Source organism: Sphaerisporangium aureirubrum (assembly GCF_042658925.1).
Classification (GTDB): domain Bacteria; phylum Actinomycetota; class Actinomycetes; order Streptosporangiales; family Streptosporangiaceae; genus Sphaerisporangium; species Sphaerisporangium aureirubrum.
This window is the reverse complement of sequence record NZ_JBHSRF010000007.1, coordinates 41,079-61,219: the sequence shown is the minus strand read 5'-3', so window position 1 is coordinate 61,219 and position 20,141 is coordinate 41,079. Positions and strand designations below refer to the sequence as shown.

Sequence of the window (20,141 nt, the reverse complement as noted above, 5' to 3'; positions counted from 1 at the left end):
CCTGCTCGCACGTGGACTCTACAGCCGGTATATAGCTTGCGGGAATAGACATTCTCAGGAGCTATGTCGTGGATGCGCAGGTGGATGCGGAGATGCGCGGGTCATCCCGTGCCGTCCGGGGATGTCGAGGGATGCTGTCCAGGGGCGACGTTGGATGGCGCCGGGGCGCCGGCGTTTGATGTTTGGCCTGGTGGGCGCGGTTCCGGAGGGGGTTCCGGTGGACTTCGGGGCCGGAAAACGTTGTCCATAAACTGGACTTCGTTTATGGCCAGAGCTAACGTTGTCCATAGACAAGGACAATGTTTCCCGCGAAGGAGCACGACCGCAATGACCACCCCCGCCACCCTCGCCACCCGGCTCAACAGCGGCGAGCTGCGCCGCCAGGTCGCCGCCTACCTCGCGGACAACCCCACCACCGACCACACCTCCACCGCCGTCGCCCGCCACCTCGGCCGCTCCTCGGGCGCCGTCGGCAACGCCCTCAAGACCCTGAGAGACCGGGGTCAGGCCGCCGAGACCGCCACCAGCCCCCTGCGGTACCGCGCCACCGCCACCACCAAGGCCGCCGCCGCAGGAGCCCCCGCCCCCGTACCTGCGCCCGCCCCCGTCTCGGCGCCCGCCGCCCCGCCCCGCCCGGCCGCCCTCGCCTCGGCCACCCCGGTCACCGGCCCCCTCGCCCGGCCCAACGGCCTGCTCTACCACCCCCGCACCCTGTCGGGCATCCCCGATGTCACCGCGCTGCGCAAGCTGCGCGAGAGCGGCGTCGCGGCCCTGATGTACGGCCCGCCCGGTACCGGCAAGACCTCGGTGGTGGAGGCGGCCTTCGGCGACGTGATCACGGTCCAGGGCGACGGTGACACCACGGTGGCCGACCTGGTCGGCGAGTACACCCAGACCCCCGACGGCCGCTTCGTGTTCGTCCACGGCCCCGTGGTCCGCGCCATGCGCGAGGGCAAGGTGCTCTTCGTGGACGACGCCACGCTGATCCCGCCGACGGTGCTCGCGGTCCTGTACCCCGCGATGGACGGCCGCCGCCAGATCATCATCAAGGCCAACGGCGGCGAGGCCATCGACGCGGCCGAGGGGTTCTACACGGTCGCCGGTCACAACCCCGGGGTGCACGGCGCGGTCCTGTCGGACGCCCTGGCCTCCCGGTTCGCCGCGCACATCAAGGTGACCAGCGACTACGACCTCGCGGCCCAGATGGGGATCGACCGGCGCGCGGTGAAGATCGCACGGAACCTGCACACCCGGATGGAGGAGGGGAAGGTGGGGTGGGCGCCCCAGTTGCGGGAGCTGATCGCCTTCGCCAAGATCGCCGAGGCGCTGGGGGAGGACGCGGCGGCGGGCAACCTGATCAGCATCGCGCCGGACGAGGACCGGCCGGTGGTGGAGGCGGTGGTGCGGGAGGTGTTCGGCAAGCCGGTGGAGCCGCTGGCGCTCGGTGGCCGTATCTGACCCGCGCGGCCCCGCCTGCAGGTGGGCGGGGCCGCGCCTGGGGTGGCGTCACCCACGACAATCTTCTTTGTCCATATCACTGGACAGTGTTTTCCCTGGTCGGTAACGTTGTCTATAGATAGGGACAACGTTTCGGAAGGCCTCTGATGACCGCGCACACCGCCCCCGCCCCCACCCCCACGACTCCCGCGACCGACCCCGCCTGGCTCGCACTCTCCGCCGCAATGACCTGGGAAGTCCCCGTCATCGCCGACCGCGACGACCTCATCGTCACCATCGCCCCCGGCGTAGGCCACGGCGCCCCGGCCTGCTTCATCCCCTCCGAAGCCATGATCGAGATCGACGGCACCCACCTCGCCCCGGTCGACCCCGCCACCGCCACCCCCCACCGCACCGCCGACCGCACCCGCTACGCCGCCACCTGGGGCCTGCTCACCCACGAATGCGCCCACGCCGCCCACTCCACCTGGGAAGTCCCGCCCGGCACCCCCGCCGATGTCGCCGCCGCCGCGCTCCTCCTCGAAGAGCCCCGCATCGAAGCCGCCCAGATCAACCGCCGCCCCGACGACCGCCACTGGCTCCGCTCTTCCGCCCGCGAGATCATCCTGAACGACACCAAGGCCGACGACCCCGCCCACGGCCCCGCCATGACGCCCCACGCCGCCGCCCACACCGCCGCACTCATCCTCGGCCGCGCCGACGGCGGCATCCTCAACCGCCGCGAAACCGCCCCCGTCGGCCGCGCCGTACGCGACATCCTCGGCGTCGGCACCCTGCGCAAGCTCCGCAACATCTGGCGCAAGGCCCTCACCGTGCCCGACGGCGACGCCGCCGCAATGATCGCCCTCGGCCGCCGCTGGGTAGACATCATCGGCCCCGACCCCACCACCCCGCCCACCGGCGCTCCCGGCGCCCCCGGTGGCGCACCGGCCGGGCCCACCCCCCTCGCCGACGCCATCAACACCACCCTCGCCAAGGTCAGCCGCTCCGTCGCCCGCGAGACGCCCCCCACCGACCCCACCCCCAGCGCGCCCCCCGCCGACCCCGCCACCGAGGCCGCCGCCCGCGCCGCAGCCACCGTGTTCGGCGACGGCGCCACCACCAGCGGCACCCGGACCACCGGCACAACCACCCCCGACGCCACCCGCCCCCCGACGCCCGCCGAAACCACCGCCGCCCGCGCCCTGGCCCGCGCCCTCAGCACCGCCGGACACCGCGACCGCGTCGCCACCAAGACCACCTCCACCACCCCGCCCGGACGGCTCCGGATGCGCGGCGCCCTCGCCCGCCAGGCCCAGCTCGCCGCCGGGCGCATCCCCACCGCCGAACCCTTCACCCGCACCACCCGCAAAGTCGTCCCCACGCCGCCACTGCGCATCGCCATCGCCTGCGACGTCTCCGGCTCCATGTCCGCCTTCGCCGCGCCGGTCGCCTCGGCCGCCTGGATCCTCGCGCACGCCGCCCGTCACACCACGGTTCCCGCCGAGTCCGCCACGGTCCTCTTCGGCGACCGCGTGCGGGCCATCACCCACCCCGGGACCGCCCCCGCGAAGGTCACCGAGTTCACCGCCACCGGCAGCTACGAGGCCATCGACGAGGCCATCGACGCCCTGGACGGCGCCCTCGGCCTGGCCCGCCCCGGCGCCGCCCGGCTCCTGGTCATCGTGTCCGACGGCCACTACAACCCCACCCCCCGCGCGGCCGCACAGAAGAAGCTCGACCGGCTGCGCGCCGCCGGGTGCGCGGTGCTCTGGATCGGCACCGGACGAAACGACAAACCGCTGAACGGCGCCACGCTGCACGTCCTGGCCGACCCCACCGCCACCGCCACCGCGATCGGACAGGCGGCCACGGCCGCGCTCCGCGCGGCACGGTGAACGGATGGGCGCCCCGGCCCTCGCCAACAGGCAGGGCCGGGTAGCTCCCCTACGCTCGTGAACGGCTTGAGCCACAGGTGACTACCGTAAGATCACCTCAGGACTCCCGCACAGGGACGACGCTCAGGGATGGGTAGACCAGCCCCGGCCCGTGGCCGCAGCGCTGGCCGGTCGCCACAACCGCCAAGTGGCACCCTGTCGTCCCGCCCACAGAGGAAAGACCCCGGCGCCGAACCACGGCTGGGCGCCGGACCTACCAGCACCTGCTGATGTTCCCGAACACGCCCCTGCGGACGGCGAAGTAGCTACACTCGCCGTAACGCACGTCCGGAGGGGCTACCTACCCATATAGCGGTCGCGAGCCGATGGTAGGTAGCCCCTCCGCTTGCGCCCCGTCGACCTGAGGCTGGCCATGGCGACGCCGTGCTTCTTACCCTGCCATCCCGAGACCGGGTGCCCCGCCTGCCACCCTCACTCGCCCGCTCCCGCGCCGCCTCGGCCGTCCCGCGCCCGCCACCGGCGCCCCGCCCGCAACAGGATCGGCGACCGCGACAACTGGACCTGTGGCTACTGCCACACCCACGTCGACCGCGACCTGCGCTGGCCACACCCGCTCTCGCCCAGCGTCGGGCACATCCGGTGGGTCGGCTTCGGCGCCGGCGGCACAGACAACCCCGTGAACCTGCGCATAGAGCACCTGGCGTGCAACATGCAGAACATCCCCCACCTGCTGCTGGACACGCTCAGCCCGGGCGCTCGCGCCGACCGAGAGCAGGCCGGCCTGCCGCCGTACACCGAGCAGGAGCGCCGCGCCATCATCGACCAGGCGCTCGACGACCCGCCGCCCGCACGGCCCCGCAGTGAGGCAGTACGACGCTACTGGCGCCCCGGCAGGCAGTCCTGGCGCCGCTGGCACACCGAGAACCCCGGCTCCTGCACCTGCGCGCCCGGCGCGCCGAGCTCGTTCTGTCTGCCAGCCTCCGAACCGACCTCGTAGCGGGCGGCCGGTTGAGAGGGCGCGGCGCCTCACTCACGCGGGTCGTGCAGCAGCTGGAACCCGTCGGCGTCGTCCTGGTCCAGGCGCTCGACCGTGAACCACTTGCCCGGCAGCTCGTTCGCGGGGAGCCCGGCCTGCTCGGCGATGCGCGCCGCCGGCACTACCAGCGGGGCGTTGCGGGGGTGCGACGCGGTGACGAGGTGGGCGTCGTCGCCGACGGTCAGCAGCACCAGGGCCTGCCCGGGCGGCACGGCGGCGCGCGTCCGCGGCCGGCCCTGGCGCCGATCCCACCGCTGGCCGAAGCCGACGATGTCGGCTCTGGTCCAGATGCGGGCGCCGGCGAGTTCGTACCGGGAGGTGGGGAAGTCGGGGCGCTGGGCGAGCTGGTTGACGCGGGTCCGGCTGAGGGGGCCGCCGGGGCCGCCGAGGATCTCGCCGGCCTCGAGGGCGCCGACGAGGTCGCGGCGGCCGGGGTCGCGGCGGGTGAGCTCGGCGAGGGCGATGAGCAGCAGGTCGGCGGTGGGCCAGTCGGCGCGGCCGTCGAGCTCAAGCACGTGGGCGAGGTCGGTGACCTCGGTGTGGGTGTAGCCGAGGGCGACGGCGATGTGGTTGGCGGCTGTGACGAGGTCGCGGCCGCTCGGGGTGTTCGTGGTTTCCATGCATCAAAGCATCTCAAAATCCTTGTAAATCTACAAGGGTTTTGCCATACTGGATCTACGCGGCAAGGGGGTCGGACCCCGAACCCGCAGGCAGGTTGACAAATCCAGAGAGGAAAAACGGTGGAAGATCACCAGGGCGAAGAGCCGATCGCGCAGCTCGCAAGACTGCTCATCGAGGCCTACCTCAAGATCGGCAAGCTGCTCATGCGGCTGCCCATCACGATCGGGCTCCCCCCGGTCGAGGGCAAGGACGGAATCGACGGCCAGGTCGCCGCCGACGCCATCCAGCGGGCCAGGGAAGTCCTCGACGACATGCCGATGGACGATATGGCCTCCAGCATGATCGACAAACTCCTGCTGCACTGGCTCATCGCACAGGACCTCGGCGCGCTCATCCTGATCATGGGCGAAGAGGAATGGCGGCTGGAAGCCATGGGCTACAGCCTCCTCCAGGTCAGCGTCCTGCTGCAGATGGCGGAACTCCGGCTCAGCCAGGAGTGAGTCACCCGCCGCCCCGGGCACCCAGCCCGGGGCGGCACCCCACCGCAACACCTCTCACCCGTCAACACTGCCCGGCAACCAACAAGGACCGGCGAGGCGGCACCCCCATCCGACACGGGGGCGCTGATTCGGAACCTCGCCGGTCCCCAGGTTGAACCCTCCAGACGGAGGACCCTCAGCATAATCCCCGCACCGCGCCCCGCACCGGGCGCCGGGCCAACAGCACCTCTGCGACAATGATCACGCGATGAATCCCCCCGCCGAAACCGTGCCCGGCCTGCCCGAGGTCACCCTGATGCGCTGCCCACGCACCGGCGACCACTACCTCATCGCCATCGCCGCCCGCTGCACCCCCACCGCCCTCATAGACCTCGGCGAGCACCTCGCCGCGACCGGCCGCCGCGAACTCGCGCAAACCCCCGCCTGACCGGCACAATTGCATGCAAGGGGGCACGTGAGAGGGGGCAAAACGTGAGGCGACATCCAGTGACCTGACCTGGAAACGGCTGCGGCTCCCCGCCGTCACACAGGGAGCCGCCCCAGCCGATCCGCCGACCCCGCAAGATCACGGTCTTCCCGCATGCTACCTGGGGGGAGACCGATATGCCCTATGACGTGCACAGCGACCCACACGCCGACGACGGCCACTGGCGCGACGCCCACCACGAATGCGCCCGAGGCGACCGCTGCACCGACCCCCGCCTCATTCCCCTCCCCAACGGCACCATGCACCGGGCGCCCGCGCTCACCCCCCGGGCGTTCTGCGCCGCCGACGAACTCGCCGTCGGCCGCACCCTGACCGCGCTGCCCGCCCGCTGGCACGACATCCACGACGAGCTCGGCGTCAAAGGCCAAGCCGCCGGCCCCCGGGTCAACGTCACCAAGTCCGCCCCCATCCCGGTGTCCGAGGCCGCCGACGCGCTGCTCCGCGAAATCGTCACCACCCTCACCGCCTGGGAGGAACGCGTCGCCCGGGTCGCCCGCCTCAGCCTGGACACCGAGACCGCGCGGTGGCGCCGCCCCCACGTCGCCGTCGCCGCCGCGGCCCGCACACTGGCCACACACCTCACCGTGCTCCTGGCGCTCCCGGCCGAACCCATGCTGCGTGCCGTGTCCCTGGCCCACGCAGCGACCCTGCCACGCGGCACCCGCGGCCTGGTCCACCTCACCGCCGGATACGCCGACGTCATCCTCGACCAGGGCGGCGCCGACGCAGGCCTTGAGATCCTCGCCCTGCATCACCGCTGCCGCCGCCACCTCGGCGACACCCCGGCCCCCGCGCGGCACCTCAACGGCGTCGCGTGCGGTGAGTGCGGCTACGCCGAACTACGCGAACTGCTGTACGACGACGGCGACTTCGCCGGCGCCCACTGCTACGAGTGCGGCACCGAATACACCGCCGACACCTACCACGACCTGGTCAAGCAACAGGAACAGGACGCCACCCAGGCGGGCTACCGGCGCCGCTCCACCCCTCGGGCGCCCAGCGACGACGACTCCGCACGCCGCGCCTGACCGCGAAAACCAGTGCCGCCTGCGCGGCCACCCCCCATACCCTGCCCGTGACCGCGGGCACCACCGAAGGAGACCACGATGCCCAACCAGCCCGCCCCCAACCTGCTGTCCTGGGCCAGTGATATCGAGCCCGGCACCATCGAGCAGGCCGCCCGTACCGCCCGGCTGCCTTTCCTTGGCGGCCACGTCGCGCTCATGCCGGACGCTCACGTCGGGAAGGGCGCCACCGTTGGCTCGGTCATCCCCACCAAGGGCGCCATCATCCCGGCCGCCGTTGGCGTGGATATCGGGTGCGGAATGCTGGCGACCGCAACCACCCTCACCGCCGCCGACCTGCCCGACGACCTCGGCGCGCTCATGCCGCTTGTCGAGCGGCGTATCCCCGCCGGCGTGGGCCAGGGCCACGAGGACCCGGCCGTGGACGACGCGCTCGCCGCGCTCGGCCGCCCGCATACCGACCTGTCGTCCAAGCAGGAGAAGACCACCGCGACGCAGTTCGGCACGCTGGGAAGCGGGAACCACTTCGTCGAGGTGTGCCTCGACGAGCGCGACCGGGTGTGGACCGTGCTGCACTCCGGGTCCCGCGGCATCGGCAACCAGCTCGCCACCAAGCACATCGCCGCCGCCAAGAAGCTCGCGAGCCGCTGGTTCATCCCCCTGGAAGACCCCGACCTCGCCTACGTCGTCCAGGGCACCCCCGAGTACACCGCCTACATCCGCGACATGCTGTGGGCGCAGGCGTACGCCATGGCATCCCGCGCGCGGATGGACAAGGTCCTCAGCGATGCCCTGTTCAGCATGGTCGGCGCAGGACAGCGGGTCCGCTCCATCAACTGCCACCACAACTATTCGCAGCGGGAGCATCACCACGGCAAGGACCTGTGGATCACCCGCAAGGGCGCCATCAAGGCCGACACCGGCGACGAGGGCGTCATCCCCGGGTCGATGGGCACCCGGTCGTACATCGTGAGCGGCCGCGGCAACCCTGCCTCGTACAACTCCTGCTCGCACGGCGCCGGGCGCCGCATGTCCCGGACGCAGGCCCGTCAGCGGCTGACGGCCGAGTCGCTCACCGCGGCGATGGCTGGCCGGACGTGGAACGCCGACCGTGCCCGTGCGCTCGTCGACGAGCACCCCGAGGCCTACAAGTCCATTGATCGTGTGATGGACGACCAGCACGACCTGGTCGAGATCCAGCACGAGCTCCGGCAGGTCTTCAACTACAAGGGCTGAGATGCCATGGGCAGACGTCAACGGACGGCTGCCCATCGGCAGATCAGGAAGGCCGATCGCCGCTTATGTGTGTCGTCACGTCGTAGAATCGGCCTATGAGGCGGAGGGATCAGCGTTCACCAGGTGGCTGGTGTCAACGTGGCCGGATCGCCGTCGTCGCCCTCTCGGCAGTCACCATGCTGTCTGGCATCGCGTCTGGTTTCAGCGCTCTGCCCAGCGTCCCTCAAGTGATCTTGGGCGTTCTAGCGACAGCAGGCGCTGCACTTCTGGCGGCGGAACCCTCTGCATTAAAAAAACTCTCGCAGTTTGCATAATGTCCGTCTTGCCTCTTGCCTCTTGGCACGTGGGCATGTGCCGTGTTATAAATCGCTCTGATCATGGAATTTTCAGCCCTCGGCCGGGTCACCGTCGAGGGCCTTTTGCATGTCGGGGGGTGCCCGGCATGCCCGAACCTCCACGGCGTGAGCCCATCACCATCCCCGTGGCCGCGACCAAGCTCGGCAGGCCGGAGCCGACGCTCCGCGTGCTGGCGTCCCGTCACAACGCCCGCAAGCTGCGGAAAGTTGGCAAGACCGCCTGGTACGACTGGCACGACCTGAAGACCATCGTCCGCCAGCTCGACCTCGGCCTGCCCGTCCCGAAGACCCCGGACGAGCGCGACCAACTCCGCGAGCAGCTGCACGCCGAGCGGTCGGCCGCCTGCCCGTAGACGCACGTCCTCCACCCCTGTGGGACGTGCCCGCCCCGCGCTGGCAGCCCCCCGCCGGCGCGGAGCCCACCCTGAGGTACGGCCCGGCCCGAGCACTAGGGCCGCTCAGAGGCCGGGCCGTGCCTTCCCCCTCCCGGCCCTGGAGGACCCTGTGGAAGCGCCACTCAACGGCAAGCTCGTCTTCTGGTACGACACGCACAACCGCGGCCAGCCCGGCAACGTCGCCAGCCTCGAGCTCGAGGGCACACCGTGGCACGCCGAGTTCCTGGACTGGGCGCGCGGCAGCGGCATCGACGTGGACCTGGCCAGCGCCGTGAAGGTGCACGAGGTCGACGGGAAACTGTTCGCCACGGTGACGATGTACGAGACCGATGCCCAGGGCCGCAAGGTGCTGGACGGCCAGAACGACTTCCGTAAGCGCACGGAGACGTTGGTTCTGTCGTCGCGGCCGCCGGCTCCGCTCTCGCGCGAGGACCTCGAGCGTGCGGCTGTCGGCGCTGAGGGCTGATCGGATGTCTACGCGGTTGCCGACCGAGAGCGTCGTCGAGGTGGCGTCCTGGCTGCGCGGCTGGCGCGGAGACCTACCCGTGCTGATCGAGAGCGGCCCATTGCGGATCGTTCTCCAGCAGCAGTACGGCCGGGAGCTGGTGTTCGAGGCCGACGCCATACAGCGGCTCGTCGTACGGGGAAGGAAGCGATGATGGTTCAGGGGCACTACGCCGCGCCGGGCGGCGATCCGGCGGAAGTCGCGGTGACATTGAAGTTCCTTCTTAGGCGGGACACCTCGGGAGGCAACGCCATCGCGCTGCCTACCGGTGAGCCCGCGCAGCACGACTTCACCGCCGGGTGGCTACGCCTCGTCGGCCCGACGTTCGGCGAGCGGTTCCAGAGGCACCTGGATGCGGCGCTGAACTCGCTCCCGGTCATCGAGATCGGCCCCGATTCCAGCCCGGACGAGCGGAGCCTCGCCGAGCTGCGAACCCGCCTGCAGGAGCTGAGCGGTGAGCGCATCGGCGCCGACATCGATGCCGCCACCGCGCTCACCGGTCTTCGTGAGGTGGCGACGGGTCTGGACTCCGTCCGCCGAGTCACGCTGGCGCCGCCGGTCAGCCCGCCGTGCACGGGTTCGATCGTCCGTTACCGGGGCAAGCAGGGCCTCCACGCCGTCCGGGCCGCGATCGTCACCGCCGACGTCCAGACCCTCGACCCGCGCGGTGTCGAGGCTGGCCACGTCCCGGCGCTGGACTCGCCGGAACACGTGCACCTGTGGGTGTACACGCCGAGCGAGGCCATCGGCGGAGGGTTCGCCGAGTTCAACGTCGGCCCCGGCGACGAGCCGGGCACCTGGCATTGGCCCTCGCAAGGGGAGCGACTGTGAGCTGCGCCGTCACCATGAGTCGCGAGACCCGGGAGGTCGCGCCTACCTCCGATGGATGGCGCCGTTTCGAAGCCACCGGCGTTCTTGCCGTGCGGTGTGCATGTGGAACGACAGCTCGCGGCGGAAGCGCCGAGATCATGACGATGGCCGCTCCGCACATTCAGCGAGCACAGGGCACGGCGCCGAGTACGGCCGGGACTCATGAGCGCTGAGGCTGAGGCGCTCAGCGACCGCATCTTCCGTGCCCTCGCTGACGCGATCGGGGCCGGCGAAGTCAGCGGCGGGGCGGAGGATCTTCCGCCGTCGTCATGAACTCCCGGCCCCCGCGCGGCCGGTGGCGTCCGTGGCCGCTGGGAAGCGGCATCTCCCCGGATGGGGGGACACGCCGGTTCGAGTCCGGCCCGGGCGACAGCACAGCGGCGTAGGGGAGCTCGGAGTCCCCGCCTGCCTCATAAAAGCAGGAGACCACCGGTTCAAATCCGGTCGCCGCCACGAAGGGCGCCGCGCAGGGACTCGCGGCCTGGCACGGCGCCCTCCACCACATCACGACCCTGGAGGTGGCGTGCTACAGGGCTTCGGTGTGGACAACCTCTTGGTCTGCACAGTCTGTGGGGCACCCGTCGTGGACGGTTGGCAGCCGGAACACATCCAGTTCCACGAGGCTCTCAACGGCCAGGCCGCCACCGGGGCGGCATGATGGCCATCGTCCCCGAGCTGTACCAGCTGCGCCCGACAGTCCCGATGCGTGCCCAGGTGGTGCGCTTCCACGGGGACAACGCCGAGGAAGTCGCCGCCTGGATGCGGCGAGTCGCCGCCGGCAACGACGAGTACTACCCCCAGGTGCGCATCCAGGTGGAGTACCTCGCCAGCGGCCCCCGGATCCTCGTGCCCGCGCCGCTCGGCTGGCAGATCTTCACGCCCAGCCTGGTGCTGCACCTGGGCGGCGGCCAGTTCTGGAGCTTGGCCGACGAGAAGTTCACAGAGGACTGGGAGCCCGTCGTGGAGCCCGCTGGCCCGCCAATGATGGAGGGCGATCGGGTGCGATGAGCCGAGAGCGCAGCGATCCGCCGTTGAACTGGGCGCCCTTCCCCGTGACGAAGGTCACGGACGACATCTACTACGGCTGGCCCGAGGATGAGCGGGATCCGTGGTTCTGGCACTGGTGCACCGGTCACGCCCCGGGCGACCAGCCGCCCGTCGACGCGGGCCGGTGGTCGGCATCAGGCACCGGGTTGCACACGCTGGTGTCGCGGGAGCCGCTGCATCTGGAGCCGTCTCTGCACTGGCTGTGCTGCGGTTTGCACGGGTTCGTGCGGAACGGTTATTGGACACCCGTGTGACGAGGGCGGATCCCCACCCCTTGAGCCCGGTCCGGCTCCGAGACGGGACTCACGGAGCCGGACCGTAGACCCTCTGCCGACCACGGGGGATACCCCCCTCAGTAAAGGATCACGAGTGACCTGCCAGCCTGCGGCACCCATCGTTGAAGGACTCGACCTCCGCCTCGACGTGTCCGAGGGCGGCCTTGTGGCCAGTGCGGTGCTCATCGCGAAGGTGGTAAACGAGGACGGCAGCGTCAGCATCTCGATCTCCACCAGCCCTGGCACGAGCTGGCTCGACGAACTGGCGCTCGTGACCGCCGCACGCGAGATCGTCAAGCCCGATTTCTCTCACTCGTGTGAAGACGACTGACGGCGACGACGACTACGAGCGCGCCCACACCCAGGCAGACTCCACACGACCCTGCTCACGTATCCCCCCGGAGAGTCCCTTGACCAACCCGCACAGTGCCGTCTCGGTCCTGACTGCGTCCCTGATGCGAGACGAGATGCTCGCCCAGGAGCCGGACCAGGTCGCGACGATCGTCAAGGGCCTCCTGATGGACCTTCAGGAGAACGGCATGAAGGTCGTCGCAGATGTAGAGCAGACCGCATACATCGTCGCCACCGGCAACGACTTCGATGGCATGTTCATCCGGGCGGCGTTCGCCACCCGTGAGCTCGCCGACCAGCACGCCGCCGAAGGCGAGCACCCCCCCGAGCGCTGTGCCGAAGTTTGGGAGCAAGTACTGCGTACCGCGTTGCCCGGACACGCGATCCTCCACACTTACCACTCCCACTCCGGCCAGTGGCTGGTTAAGCACGACCCCCGGGACGTGTGGGACTTCGAGGACCACCCCGAGTGTGAGGTCCGGTGGGACACTCCTGCTGCGCTTCAGGTCTGGGGTACCGACCATGATCGTGTGAAGGCGGCGTTCGATGAACTGCTCCACAAGCGCCGCGTTGAGGTCTGCGAGGGCCATCACCGGCACGGCTGGGGCGAGGACTGGCGACCGTGAGCGCCCGCCCAGAGCAGGACATGCTCTCCTGGTTGCACTGCCAGATTCTCGCCAGGCAGGGGGCGGCCGAAGCGGTGCCGCATGGCCCTTGGCACATCGAGGGCAGGTACCCGCAGGGCATCAGCAACGCTGAGGCGATCGTCATCGCCGAGACCTTCACCGGTCCCGAGGTCCCGCCGAACATAGCTCAGCACATCGTCGCCCACGACCCTCGGGACACCATCGCCCACTGTGAGTACGAGCTGTGGGAGCTGGCCCGGCACGAAGAGAGCCCGTTCCGTGATTGTGCGCTGTGCGGGTCACGTGATGGGGACTTCCCGTGCCAGAGCCTCCTGCGCCTGGCGCACGCCTACCGCCACCTTCCCGGCTGGCGTCCCGAATGGGCTCCCGAGTGATCTGTCCCTTGCCCTGTGATGATCTCCGTAGACCGCTAGCCGGACCCTGCTCGAATACACGTTCGAGTATCCGGGTACTGTCCTGTGTATGGACGAGCCTCGGCCACCGGTCGTCTGGATACCCACCTACCGCCACGGAGCTGGCCTCATAGCCTGGCTGAGCCACGACGGCGAGTGGTGGGCTCACCTGGTCTGGGTGAAAACCAACCCCAAGGCGCGCTACAAGGAGCCGGACTTCGTCCGCTTTGAGGCGTGCTTGCCCGCCACGATGATCATCCCTCGTACGGGCTACGACTACTCCCGGGTGCCCCGGTACAAGGTCTGAAGTCTTCGGCTGCCCCGTTCGCGTCCAGGGGGTCCTGCCCTCTGCGCCTGTCGTGCCGCGGTGGCTACGCGGTGGTGGGCGGGGAGCCCGCCAGCCCGCAGCGGCGGGGCGGCCGACATAACTGCATCCTCGGGCCTCGCGGCCACCAACCCTCAGGGAGGTCGCCGCCGTGACCGACTACAAGCTGTGGCCCGCCACCAACGGCCCCAATACGGCAAGCGCCGACGACGCGGCGACCGTGGGCACCGAGTTCAAGACCGCCACAGCGGGCCGCTACGTGAAGGGCATTCGCTACTACCGTGGGACAACCGCTGTGGTGGCGACGACCGCCGCCGTGTGGGCGCACGACTCCGCGACCCTGGTATCCGGGTCGTCGATCACGTTCGATGCGCCGACCGGGACGGGGTGGCAGGAGAAACTCCTCACCGCTCCGTACCCGGAACTGACCCCAGACACCCGGTACGTGGTGGGCGCCCATTTCGCCGACAACTACACAGCCACCCCGTCCTACTGGACGTCCGGCGCGGGCGCTTCGGGCATCGGGGACGCTGACCTGTCCGCCCCGAACCCCGGCGGGTCGGCCGGCGGGCAGGGCAAGTACGCCTATGGCGAGACCCTGTCCCGCCCAACAGAAAACGGCAACGGCACCGCGTTCTGGGTCGACGTCATCCTCAGCGACTCAGACGGCTCCGGCGGTGGCGGCGACCCAGACCCCGAGGAAACCGGCACCGTCAGCGCCCAGCTCGTCGGCTCCGCCATCGGCGACGCCTTCGCCGGGCTCATCGACTGGGAGAACGGCGACATCGTCGCGACCCTCCACACCGCCGCCTGGACCCCCAACCTCACCACCCTGTCCCGGGTCTCCGGCCTGGCCAACGAAGTGCCCACCGGGCACGGATACGTCCAGGGCACCGGCCAGGAAGTCGACGGGCGCACCTCCACCTTCGTCCCGGCCGCCAGCCTCACCGCCCGCGCCAACACCACCGAGTACGCCGTCGGCGACCTCGTCCGGCCCGCCTCCTCCAACGGCCACGTCTACCGGTGCATGGTGGCCGGCACGTCCGGGTCCAGCGCCCCGACCTGGCCCACGACCACCCTGACCACCGTGACCGACGGCGAGGTCACCTGGCTCGAATGCGGCCGCGGCGTGGCCGTCCTGGCCTGCGACACCATCCCGTTCGGCGGCATCACCGGCGAGGCGCTGTACCTGGTGCTGTCGGACCGCACTGCGGCGCTCGCCGCAGATCAGCCGATCATCATGGTCGTCCAGTTCGAGACGGCGACGTCCGGCACCGACCAGTTCGACTACGTACCGCCGGAATCCGGGCTGATCCACTTCCCGGTGTTCTGATGCCGCACCGGCTCACCGGCCGCAGCCGCCTCGGCCGGCTCCCGCAGACTTTCGCCAGCGCGGCCACGACCGGCCCGGAAGCGTGGCCGGGGTGGACCGGCGGCTACACCCAGACGATCGAGGGCGACGACCTGATCATCGACGAGGGCGGCACCGCCGATGCCCACCGGGTGATCTCGGGCGTCCACATGATCGGCGGGACCATCCACACCGTGCCGGGTATCCAGTACGTCGACATCATCGGGTGCCTCGTGGAAGGTTGGCAGCCCTCGTTGGGCGGGATCAACCTGTCCTACGGTGACAACTCCTTCTGCAGCATCCAGTACTGCCGCGTCTCAGCGATGAGCGACCAGGACGGCACACCCGAGAGCTACGACAACGTGCGCCTCAACTACGGGCTCAGGGTGTTCGCCGATGACCTGCTCCTCGCCCACAACGAGATCTTCTGGGTGCCCGACGCCATCCAGATCGCCGGGTCCCGCAACCAGATCATCGGAAACTATGTCCACAATTCGACGTTCTGGGACGACGGCGAGGGCGGCGAGGGATCGTCCCCCGGCGGGGACCACAACAACTGCCTGCTGCACAACGGCGGCGTCGTCGACGAGCTCACCATCACCGGCAACACGTTCCTGCTGGACCGCCAGGGCGCCGGGATGGTGCAGACCGGGGCCCTGAGCCTCCAGCAGTCCGCAGAGTTCCCGGGCGCGTACACCAACATCTTCATCGAGCGGAACCGGGTCGCCGGCGGCGGCTACGCCCTCTACAGCGGGTACGAGCCCGCCAAGGAGGGCAACTCGCCGGGGACCAACTTCGTGGTGCGGGACAACGTCTTCAGCACCCGGTACTTCCCCGACTGCGGGTTCTTCGGCCCGGTGACGGGGGCGCAGCCGTGGGGAGAGGACGGCAACACCTGGGAGGGCAACAGATGGGGTGACGGCATCCGCGCCGGCCAGCTCGTGCCCGCCCCGTGATGGGAGGCGACAGTGGCTGTCATCCGCCAGTCCGCGCCCGCACTGTCGCTCACCGTTCTCCCCGAAGCCGGTCTGGACGCCGCCACCGTCCTGGAGTGGGGCTGGCCCGGGCTGGTCCTGGCGATCGGGCCGCCCGGCACGCTGGTGGCCACCAACGCCGAGCTGCCCGTCGCGATCGTCCGGCAGTCGGCGCCCGCGCTCGCCCTGGCCCTCGGCAACCTCGGCACGCTCATGGCGGCCGGGACGCCGCCCGCAGCCGCGGTCGTACGGCAGAGCAGCCCGGCCCTGGCGCTCACGCTGGGCGGCGCCGGGACGCTGGTCACGCTGAGCGTGCCCACCGCCGCGGCGGTGATCCGGCAGTCGGCGCCCGCGCTGGGCCTGGCGCTGGGCGGCGCGGGCACGCTCGTCACGGCGAACGCCCCGGTGGGCGACGTCGCGGTGATCCGGCAGAGCGCCCCGGCGTTCGCCCTGGCGCTGCCGGGCGGCGCCGGCGCGATCGAGGCCGAGGACCTGCCGCCGTGGGACATCTCGCTGGAGCTCGGCGACCCGTACATCGAGTGGGCCGTCGGCGCCGCGTACGTGTGACCCGGGGCGGGGGTGGTCGGGGTGAGGGACCTGGACATCTCGTTCGGGTCGCGGCCGTGGCTGCATCTGCCGTTCACCAAGGTCCCACAGGGGGTGACCCTGACCACGCTGCCGGTGCGGATGGCGATCACGCCGTACACGCAGGCGGGCCCGGCGGGTGGGGATTGGCTGAACGCCGAGTGGACGCCGGGGGCCTCACCGCCCGCGGCGCGGATCCTGATCGGGCCGGGCACCTCCCGGCCGCTGGCGCGTGGGACATACGTGCTGTGGGGCGAGGTGACGGCCTCGCCGACGCTGCTGGTGCTGGAGTCCCGGCGCCTAGTACGGATCACCTGACAAGCGAAAGCCCCCGGCCGGGTGCCGGGGGTGGGGCGTCAGCCGTCGTAGTCGGCCTGGCCGTCCCAGAACTCGCGCTCGCCGAGCGGGTCGAGTTTCGGGCCGCCGCGCCACGACACCGTGGTGCGGGGCGCGGGGTCGTGCTGGGTGCTGGGGTCGGTGGACATTGGGTGTCCTTCCGGTTCAGGCGGCGCGGCGGGCGGCCGGGGCGGCGGCGTCGAGGATGCGGGCGGCGGCGCGGTGGTAGCAGGCGCGGCCCTTGAGCCCGGCGGTGCAGGTGCAGGTCACCAGGTGGACCAGGTAGGTGGTGGAGCCGTTCCCGGAGACGGTGGTGTAGATGCCGGGCCGGGAGGTCCGCAGGATGCCGCCCTGCTCGATCAGCTCCATGGCCTTGTCGATCTGGGCGGGCTTGAAGTCGGCGAGGTCGGCGGCCGCGCGGGCGCGGCGGATCTTGGCGGCGCAGCCGGGGCCGATGCCGTTGGCGATGGACTTGGCGGAGCGGAGGGTCCGGCGGCACTCGCGGCACTCGGTGGTGGTGGGGGTGGAGGTGTCCATCGGGGCGCTCCTTCAAACGTTGTCCTTATTTATGGACAACGTTAGCGCTCTACCGAAACATTGTCCAGTTGTAGGGACAAAAAAAGGCGGACGGTTGGTGACCGCCCGCCTTCCGGGACTCACACGAAACAGCGCTCCCACTGCATCGTCATCGACACCGCCCCGCAGAAGTACGTCGCCGCCCTGCTGGCCACCAGCCCCGACGACCGGTACAACGGCCCGTACCCGTGCGTGTGCAGCCAATGCGCCAACTTGCCCACGCTCTGCATGGCCTGGTTGTACTCCGCCCTGGCCGCCTGCTCGATGTCGGCGCCGTCCGCCACCGCCTGGGCCACCCGGCCAGCATGCGCTGCCACGAGCTGGTTCAGCAGGCGCCAGTCCAGCTGGGCCATCAGCGTCAGCGCCATCTGCGCACCCGCGTTGGTCCGCGTGACCCGGCGCAGATCCGCATCCGCCTGTCTCCCGGCGCGCATCATGCGGTTGATCTCCTTGGCCAGCATCTCCTCGTTGTCAGCCATCCTGCGTAGCCGGGCCAGCTCCTGGGCCGCGTCGCTGGCCCGGGTCGAGGCGTTGACAAAGGTGGTGCGCAGGGCCCGCCGCTGCGCACCCTGAGCGGGCGCTTCGGCGCCGACGGCGCGGAGCAGCTCGCGGAGTTCGTCGGCCGAGCGGCCCCGGGCGGTCTCGGCCGCGCGGTGCCGGTGCTGCTTGACCAGCTCCTCCAGGCGGCCCTGTCCGGCGGCCAGGTCGCGGTGCGCCTGGGACCAGGCGGCGGGCGTGCGGAGATCGATCTGCGGGGCGGCAGGCATGGCAAGCTCTCCTAACATTGTCCGTGTGTATAGACAACGCTAGAGGCAGAGTGAAACATTGTCCAGTTATATGGACAATGTTATGAGCGGGTCCCCCGAGAGCTGAATCCGGCGCCCATCACGACTCGCTCTTCCGCAACGCGGCCACAAGCTCAGGCATGGCCGCCAACGCCTCCCGCACTTTCTCGGGAAGAGCGCTCGTGTCCGCCGCCGACGCCTCCGCGATCAACGCCGCCGCGTGATCCAGATCCACCCCGCGGCGGACCCGGGATGCCGAGTTCCTGCTGCCAGGCGGCCGGCCCCCGCCGGCGCCACGTCCCGGCCGGCCCCTCTCCCACGCGCGCCACTCCTGCTCGCGCTCAGGGAGCCAGCCCCTGACCTCCCTGCCGTCCTCGTCGCCGATCAGCGCATCCGGCTCCGGCGTGGGGTGGCTGTCGGCGTACCGAGTGGTCCACTTGAACACGGTCGCGGTCGGCACGCCGAACCACGCGCCGACCTGCTTGGGGCCCAGATACCTGATCGTCCTCGTCGGCGTGTTCGTCACGGTGACCTCCATAACATTGTCCATGTAACTAGACATGGACAATGTAACGCGCGGCGGCGCCGGCGTCGACCCCACCCCGCGGGGGAGGCATGTCCACCGCCTTCCTGGAACTCGCCGCCAAGAAGGCCGAAGCGCGCTACGGGACCCCCACCCGCCGCTGGGCCACCCCAGGCGAACTCGCCCGAGAGCTCGACCCGAAAACGATCCAGACCCCCGCGCTCGAGATCATCGATAAGGCGCTCGTTGAGGTCGGTGACGGTCACTGCAACCGCCTGATGATCTCGCTCCCCCCTCAAGAGGGGAAATCCGTAAGGATCTCGCGGCGCTTCCCTGAATGGCTCCTCACCCAGAAGCCCGACCTGCGCCTGGCCGTCGTCTCCTACGCCCACAGTGTCGCCCGACGCCACGGCCGTGCCATCCGAGACGACATCACCGGCAAAAGCGACATCCTCGACCTCAAGGTCAACCCCAACTCCTCCGCCGCCCACGAATGGGAACTCGCCGGCCACGACGGCGGCGTCTACTGCGTCGGCATCAAAGGCAGCTTGACCTCACGCCCCGTCGATGGCCTGATCATCGACGACCCGTATAAGGACGGCGAGCAGGCCGACTCCGACGCGTGGCGCGAAACCGTACGCGACTTTTGGACCGAAGTCGCGATCCCGCGCCTCGGCCCCGGCGCGTTCGTCGTCGTCGTCCAGACCAGGTGGCGAGATGACGACCTGACCGGCTGGCTGAAAGCCGAGGACACCAAAGGGCGCTGGCAGGTCATCAACATCCCCGCCCAAGCCGACCACGACCCGAACAAGGGCGAGACCGATCTCCTGGGCCGAGCGCCGGGCGAGTATTTGCGCTCCGCCCGAGGACGCAGCGTCGACGAGTGGGAGACCAAGAAGCTCGAGGTCGGCTCCCGCACCTGGACCGCCCTCTACCAAGGGCGCCCATCTCCGGCCGAAGGCGGGATCTTCCACCGCATCTGGTGGCATCTGTACAACACGCCCCGATGGGTCGTCCGTGGCGACGGATCCCACTGGGCGATCAACCCCGACGAGGTCATCCTGTCCTGGGACATGGCCTTCAAGGACCTCGACTCCTCCGACTTCGTCGTCGGCCAGGTATGGGCCCGATGGGGCCTGCAGGTCTACCTACTCGACCAGGTCCGTGACCGCATGTCCTTCGTGGAGACGCGCAAAGCGGTCCGCATGCTCGCGGCTAAGTGGCCCCAGGCCACCTTGAAACTGGTAGAAGACAAGGCCAACGGCACCGCCGTGATCAACTCCCTCCGCCATACAGTGGCTGGGCTGATCCCCGAAGAGCCTCACGGGACCAAGATCGCACGCGCCTCCGCGATCGCCCCGTTCGTCGAGGCCGGCCAGGTCTTTCTCCCCTCCCCGGAACTCGCCCCGTGGGTCGGCGCGTACATCGAAGAGACCGCCAGCTTTCCCCGCGGCTCCCACGACGACCAAGTCGACGGCATGTCCCAGGCCATCAACCGCCTGCTCCTGGCCCCTCTTCTCGCCGGCGACCTCATCGTCGAGGCCGACGACCTCGACGATGACCTGGACGGCCACGAGATCAGCCCCTACTGATCAGTGAGGGGGCGTT

The 20,141-nt window shown here is 70.2% G+C and carries 27 protein-coding genes and 1 tRNA gene; 23 read left to right on the top strand and 5 right to left on the bottom strand.

The genetic code is table 11. From position 1 onward, the window contains the following. Positions 1-327 precede the first annotated feature (327 nt). From ACFP1K_RS07290 to ACFP1K_RS07280, 3 genes are all read left to right on the top strand, one after another. Complete coding sequence (locus ACFP1K_RS07290) at positions 328-1,458, top strand: AAA family ATPase (RefSeq protein WP_380748295.1); 1,131 nt, start codon at positions 328-330, stop codon at positions 1,456-1,458. A gap of 146 nt (positions 1,459-1,604) precedes the next feature. Further along, positions 1,605-3,335, top strand: a complete 1,731-nt coding sequence (locus tag ACFP1K_RS07285) for a vWA domain-containing protein (RefSeq protein WP_380748292.1) — start codon at positions 1,605-1,607, stop codon at positions 3,333-3,335. A 385-nt stretch (positions 3,336-3,720) separates the two neighbouring features. Then, positions 3,721-4,332 (top strand): hypothetical protein, encoded by a 612-nt coding sequence (locus tag ACFP1K_RS07280; RefSeq protein ID WP_380748290.1) that lies wholly within the window; start codon positions 3,721-3,723, stop codon positions 4,330-4,332. 29 nt (positions 4,333-4,361) lie between these two features. Here the strand turns inward: ACFP1K_RS07280 and ACFP1K_RS07275 are convergent, their stop codons facing one another. After that, positions 4,362-4,991 carry a hypothetical protein gene (locus tag ACFP1K_RS07275; protein ID WP_380748288.1) on the bottom strand — a complete coding sequence of 210 codons (630 nt, stop codon included), beginning with the start codon at positions 4,989-4,991 and terminating at the stop codon, positions 4,362-4,364. A 120-nt stretch (positions 4,992-5,111) separates the two neighbouring features. On the opposite strand from ACFP1K_RS07275, the gene ACFP1K_RS07270 reads away from it, so the two are divergent. The 19 genes from ACFP1K_RS07270 to ACFP1K_RS07180 all read left to right on the top strand — a co-directional run bounded on the left by ACFP1K_RS07270 (position 5,112) and on the right by ACFP1K_RS07180 (position 16,631). Next, positions 5,112-5,492, top strand: coding sequence for a hypothetical protein (locus tag ACFP1K_RS07270; protein WP_380748286.1), 381 nt, complete (start codon positions 5,112-5,114; stop codon positions 5,490-5,492). Between the two features lie 247 nt (positions 5,493-5,739). Continuing rightward, a complete protein-coding gene (locus ACFP1K_RS07265; RefSeq protein ID WP_380748284.1) occupies positions 5,740-5,919 on the top strand; it encodes a hypothetical protein in 180 nt (59 codons plus the stop codon). A 176-nt stretch (positions 5,920-6,095) separates the two neighbouring features. Beyond that, a complete protein-coding gene (locus ACFP1K_RS07260) occupies positions 6,096-7,007 on the top strand; it encodes a hypothetical protein (protein WP_380748282.1) in 912 nt (303 codons plus the stop codon). Between the two features lie 78 nt (positions 7,008-7,085). Then, positions 7,086-8,240 carry an RtcB family protein gene (locus tag ACFP1K_RS07255; protein ID WP_380748280.1) on the top strand — a complete coding sequence of 385 codons (1,155 nt, stop codon included), beginning with the start codon at positions 7,086-7,088 and terminating at the stop codon, positions 8,238-8,240. Positions 8,241-8,682: 442 nt separating this feature from the next. After that, positions 8,683-8,949 (top strand): hypothetical protein, encoded by a 267-nt coding sequence (locus tag ACFP1K_RS07250; RefSeq protein WP_380748278.1) that lies wholly within the window; start codon positions 8,683-8,685, stop codon positions 8,947-8,949. A gap of 151 nt (positions 8,950-9,100) precedes the next feature. After that, entirely contained in the window at positions 9,101-9,457 is a 357-nt protein-coding gene (locus tag ACFP1K_RS07245) for a hypothetical protein (protein ID WP_380748276.1), read from the top strand. A 4-nt stretch (positions 9,458-9,461) separates the two neighbouring features. After that, a complete protein-coding gene (locus ACFP1K_RS07240) occupies positions 9,462-9,650 on the top strand; it encodes a hypothetical protein (RefSeq protein ID WP_380748274.1) in 189 nt (62 codons plus the stop codon). Next, complete coding sequence (locus tag ACFP1K_RS07235) at positions 9,647-10,327, top strand: hypothetical protein (RefSeq protein ID WP_380748272.1); 681 nt, start codon at positions 9,647-9,649, stop codon at positions 10,325-10,327. Before ACFP1K_RS07240 ends, ACFP1K_RS07235 begins: the two co-directional genes overlap by 4 nt. Positions 10,328-10,743: 416 nt before the next feature. Beyond that, positions 10,744-10,819, top strand: a tRNA-OTHER gene (locus ACFP1K_RS07230). A 201-nt stretch (positions 10,820-11,020) separates the two neighbouring features. Beyond that, positions 11,021-11,374, top strand: coding sequence for a hypothetical protein (locus ACFP1K_RS07225; RefSeq protein WP_380748270.1), 354 nt, complete (start codon positions 11,021-11,023; stop codon positions 11,372-11,374). After that, the gene (locus tag ACFP1K_RS07220; RefSeq protein WP_380748268.1) at positions 11,371-11,667 is read left to right on the top strand and encodes a hypothetical protein; all 297 of its coding nucleotides are present in this window, start codon (positions 11,371-11,373) and stop codon (positions 11,665-11,667) included. Before ACFP1K_RS07225 ends, ACFP1K_RS07220 begins: the two co-directional genes overlap by 4 nt. Before the next feature lie 115 nt (positions 11,668-11,782). Then, positions 11,783-12,019, top strand: coding sequence for a hypothetical protein (locus ACFP1K_RS07215; RefSeq protein ID WP_380748266.1), 237 nt, complete (start codon positions 11,783-11,785; stop codon positions 12,017-12,019). Next, the gene (locus ACFP1K_RS07210; RefSeq protein WP_380748264.1) at positions 12,006-12,665 is read left to right on the top strand and encodes a hypothetical protein; all 660 of its coding nucleotides are present in this window, start codon (positions 12,006-12,008) and stop codon (positions 12,663-12,665) included. The genes ACFP1K_RS07215 and ACFP1K_RS07210 overlap by 14 nt, the downstream gene beginning before the upstream one ends. Beyond that, positions 12,662-13,060 carry a DUF6221 family protein gene (locus tag ACFP1K_RS07205; RefSeq protein WP_380748262.1) on the top strand — a complete coding sequence of 133 codons (399 nt, stop codon included), beginning with the start codon at positions 12,662-12,664 and terminating at the stop codon, positions 13,058-13,060. Before ACFP1K_RS07210 ends, ACFP1K_RS07205 begins: the two co-directional genes overlap by 4 nt. A gap of 88 nt (positions 13,061-13,148) precedes the next feature. Then, on the top strand, positions 13,149-13,385 hold the full coding sequence (locus ACFP1K_RS07200) for a hypothetical protein (protein ID WP_380748260.1): 237 nt from the start codon (positions 13,149-13,151) through the stop codon (positions 13,383-13,385). Between the two features lie 169 nt (positions 13,386-13,554). Beyond that, entirely contained in the window at positions 13,555-14,736 is a 1,182-nt protein-coding gene (locus ACFP1K_RS07195; RefSeq protein WP_380748258.1) for a DUF4082 domain-containing protein, read from the top strand. Further along, complete coding sequence (locus ACFP1K_RS07190; protein WP_380748256.1) at positions 14,736-15,710, top strand: hypothetical protein; 975 nt, start codon at positions 14,736-14,738, stop codon at positions 15,708-15,710. Before ACFP1K_RS07195 ends, ACFP1K_RS07190 begins: the two co-directional genes overlap by 1 nt. A gap of 12 nt (positions 15,711-15,722) precedes the next feature. Then, positions 15,723-16,295, top strand: a complete 573-nt coding sequence (locus tag ACFP1K_RS07185; RefSeq protein ID WP_380748254.1) for a hypothetical protein — start codon at positions 15,723-15,725, stop codon at positions 16,293-16,295. A 21-nt stretch (positions 16,296-16,316) separates the two neighbouring features. After that, the gene (locus tag ACFP1K_RS07180; protein ID WP_380748251.1) at positions 16,317-16,631 is read left to right on the top strand and encodes a hypothetical protein; all 315 of its coding nucleotides are present in this window, start codon (positions 16,317-16,319) and stop codon (positions 16,629-16,631) included. Between the two features lie 38 nt (positions 16,632-16,669). On the opposite strand, the gene ACFP1K_RS07175 is transcribed toward ACFP1K_RS07180, so the two are convergent. The 4 genes from ACFP1K_RS07175 to ACFP1K_RS07160 form a co-directional block, all read right to left on the bottom strand. Next, positions 16,670-16,798, bottom strand: a complete 129-nt coding sequence (locus ACFP1K_RS07175; protein WP_380748245.1) for a hypothetical protein — start codon at positions 16,796-16,798, stop codon at positions 16,670-16,672. A gap of 16 nt (positions 16,799-16,814) precedes the next feature. Then, positions 16,815-17,186 carry a DUF6011 domain-containing protein gene (locus tag ACFP1K_RS07170; RefSeq protein WP_380748242.1) on the bottom strand — a complete coding sequence of 124 codons (372 nt, stop codon included), beginning with the start codon at positions 17,184-17,186 and terminating at the stop codon, positions 16,815-16,817. A 119-nt stretch (positions 17,187-17,305) separates the two neighbouring features. Then, positions 17,306-17,992, bottom strand: a complete 687-nt coding sequence (locus ACFP1K_RS07165) for a hypothetical protein (RefSeq protein WP_380748239.1) — start codon at positions 17,990-17,992, stop codon at positions 17,306-17,308. A gap of 118 nt (positions 17,993-18,110) precedes the next feature. Next, positions 18,111-18,548 carry a hypothetical protein gene (locus tag ACFP1K_RS07160; RefSeq protein ID WP_380748237.1) on the bottom strand — a complete coding sequence of 146 codons (438 nt, stop codon included), beginning with the start codon at positions 18,546-18,548 and terminating at the stop codon, positions 18,111-18,113. A 77-nt stretch (positions 18,549-18,625) separates the two neighbouring features. Here ACFP1K_RS07160 and terL point away from each other — a divergent pair, with 77 nt between their 5' ends. After that, positions 18,626-20,125, top strand: a complete 1,500-nt coding sequence (terL, locus tag ACFP1K_RS07155) for a phage terminase large subunit (protein ID WP_380748235.1) — start codon at positions 18,626-18,628, stop codon at positions 20,123-20,125. Positions 20,126-20,141 lie beyond the last annotated feature (16 nt).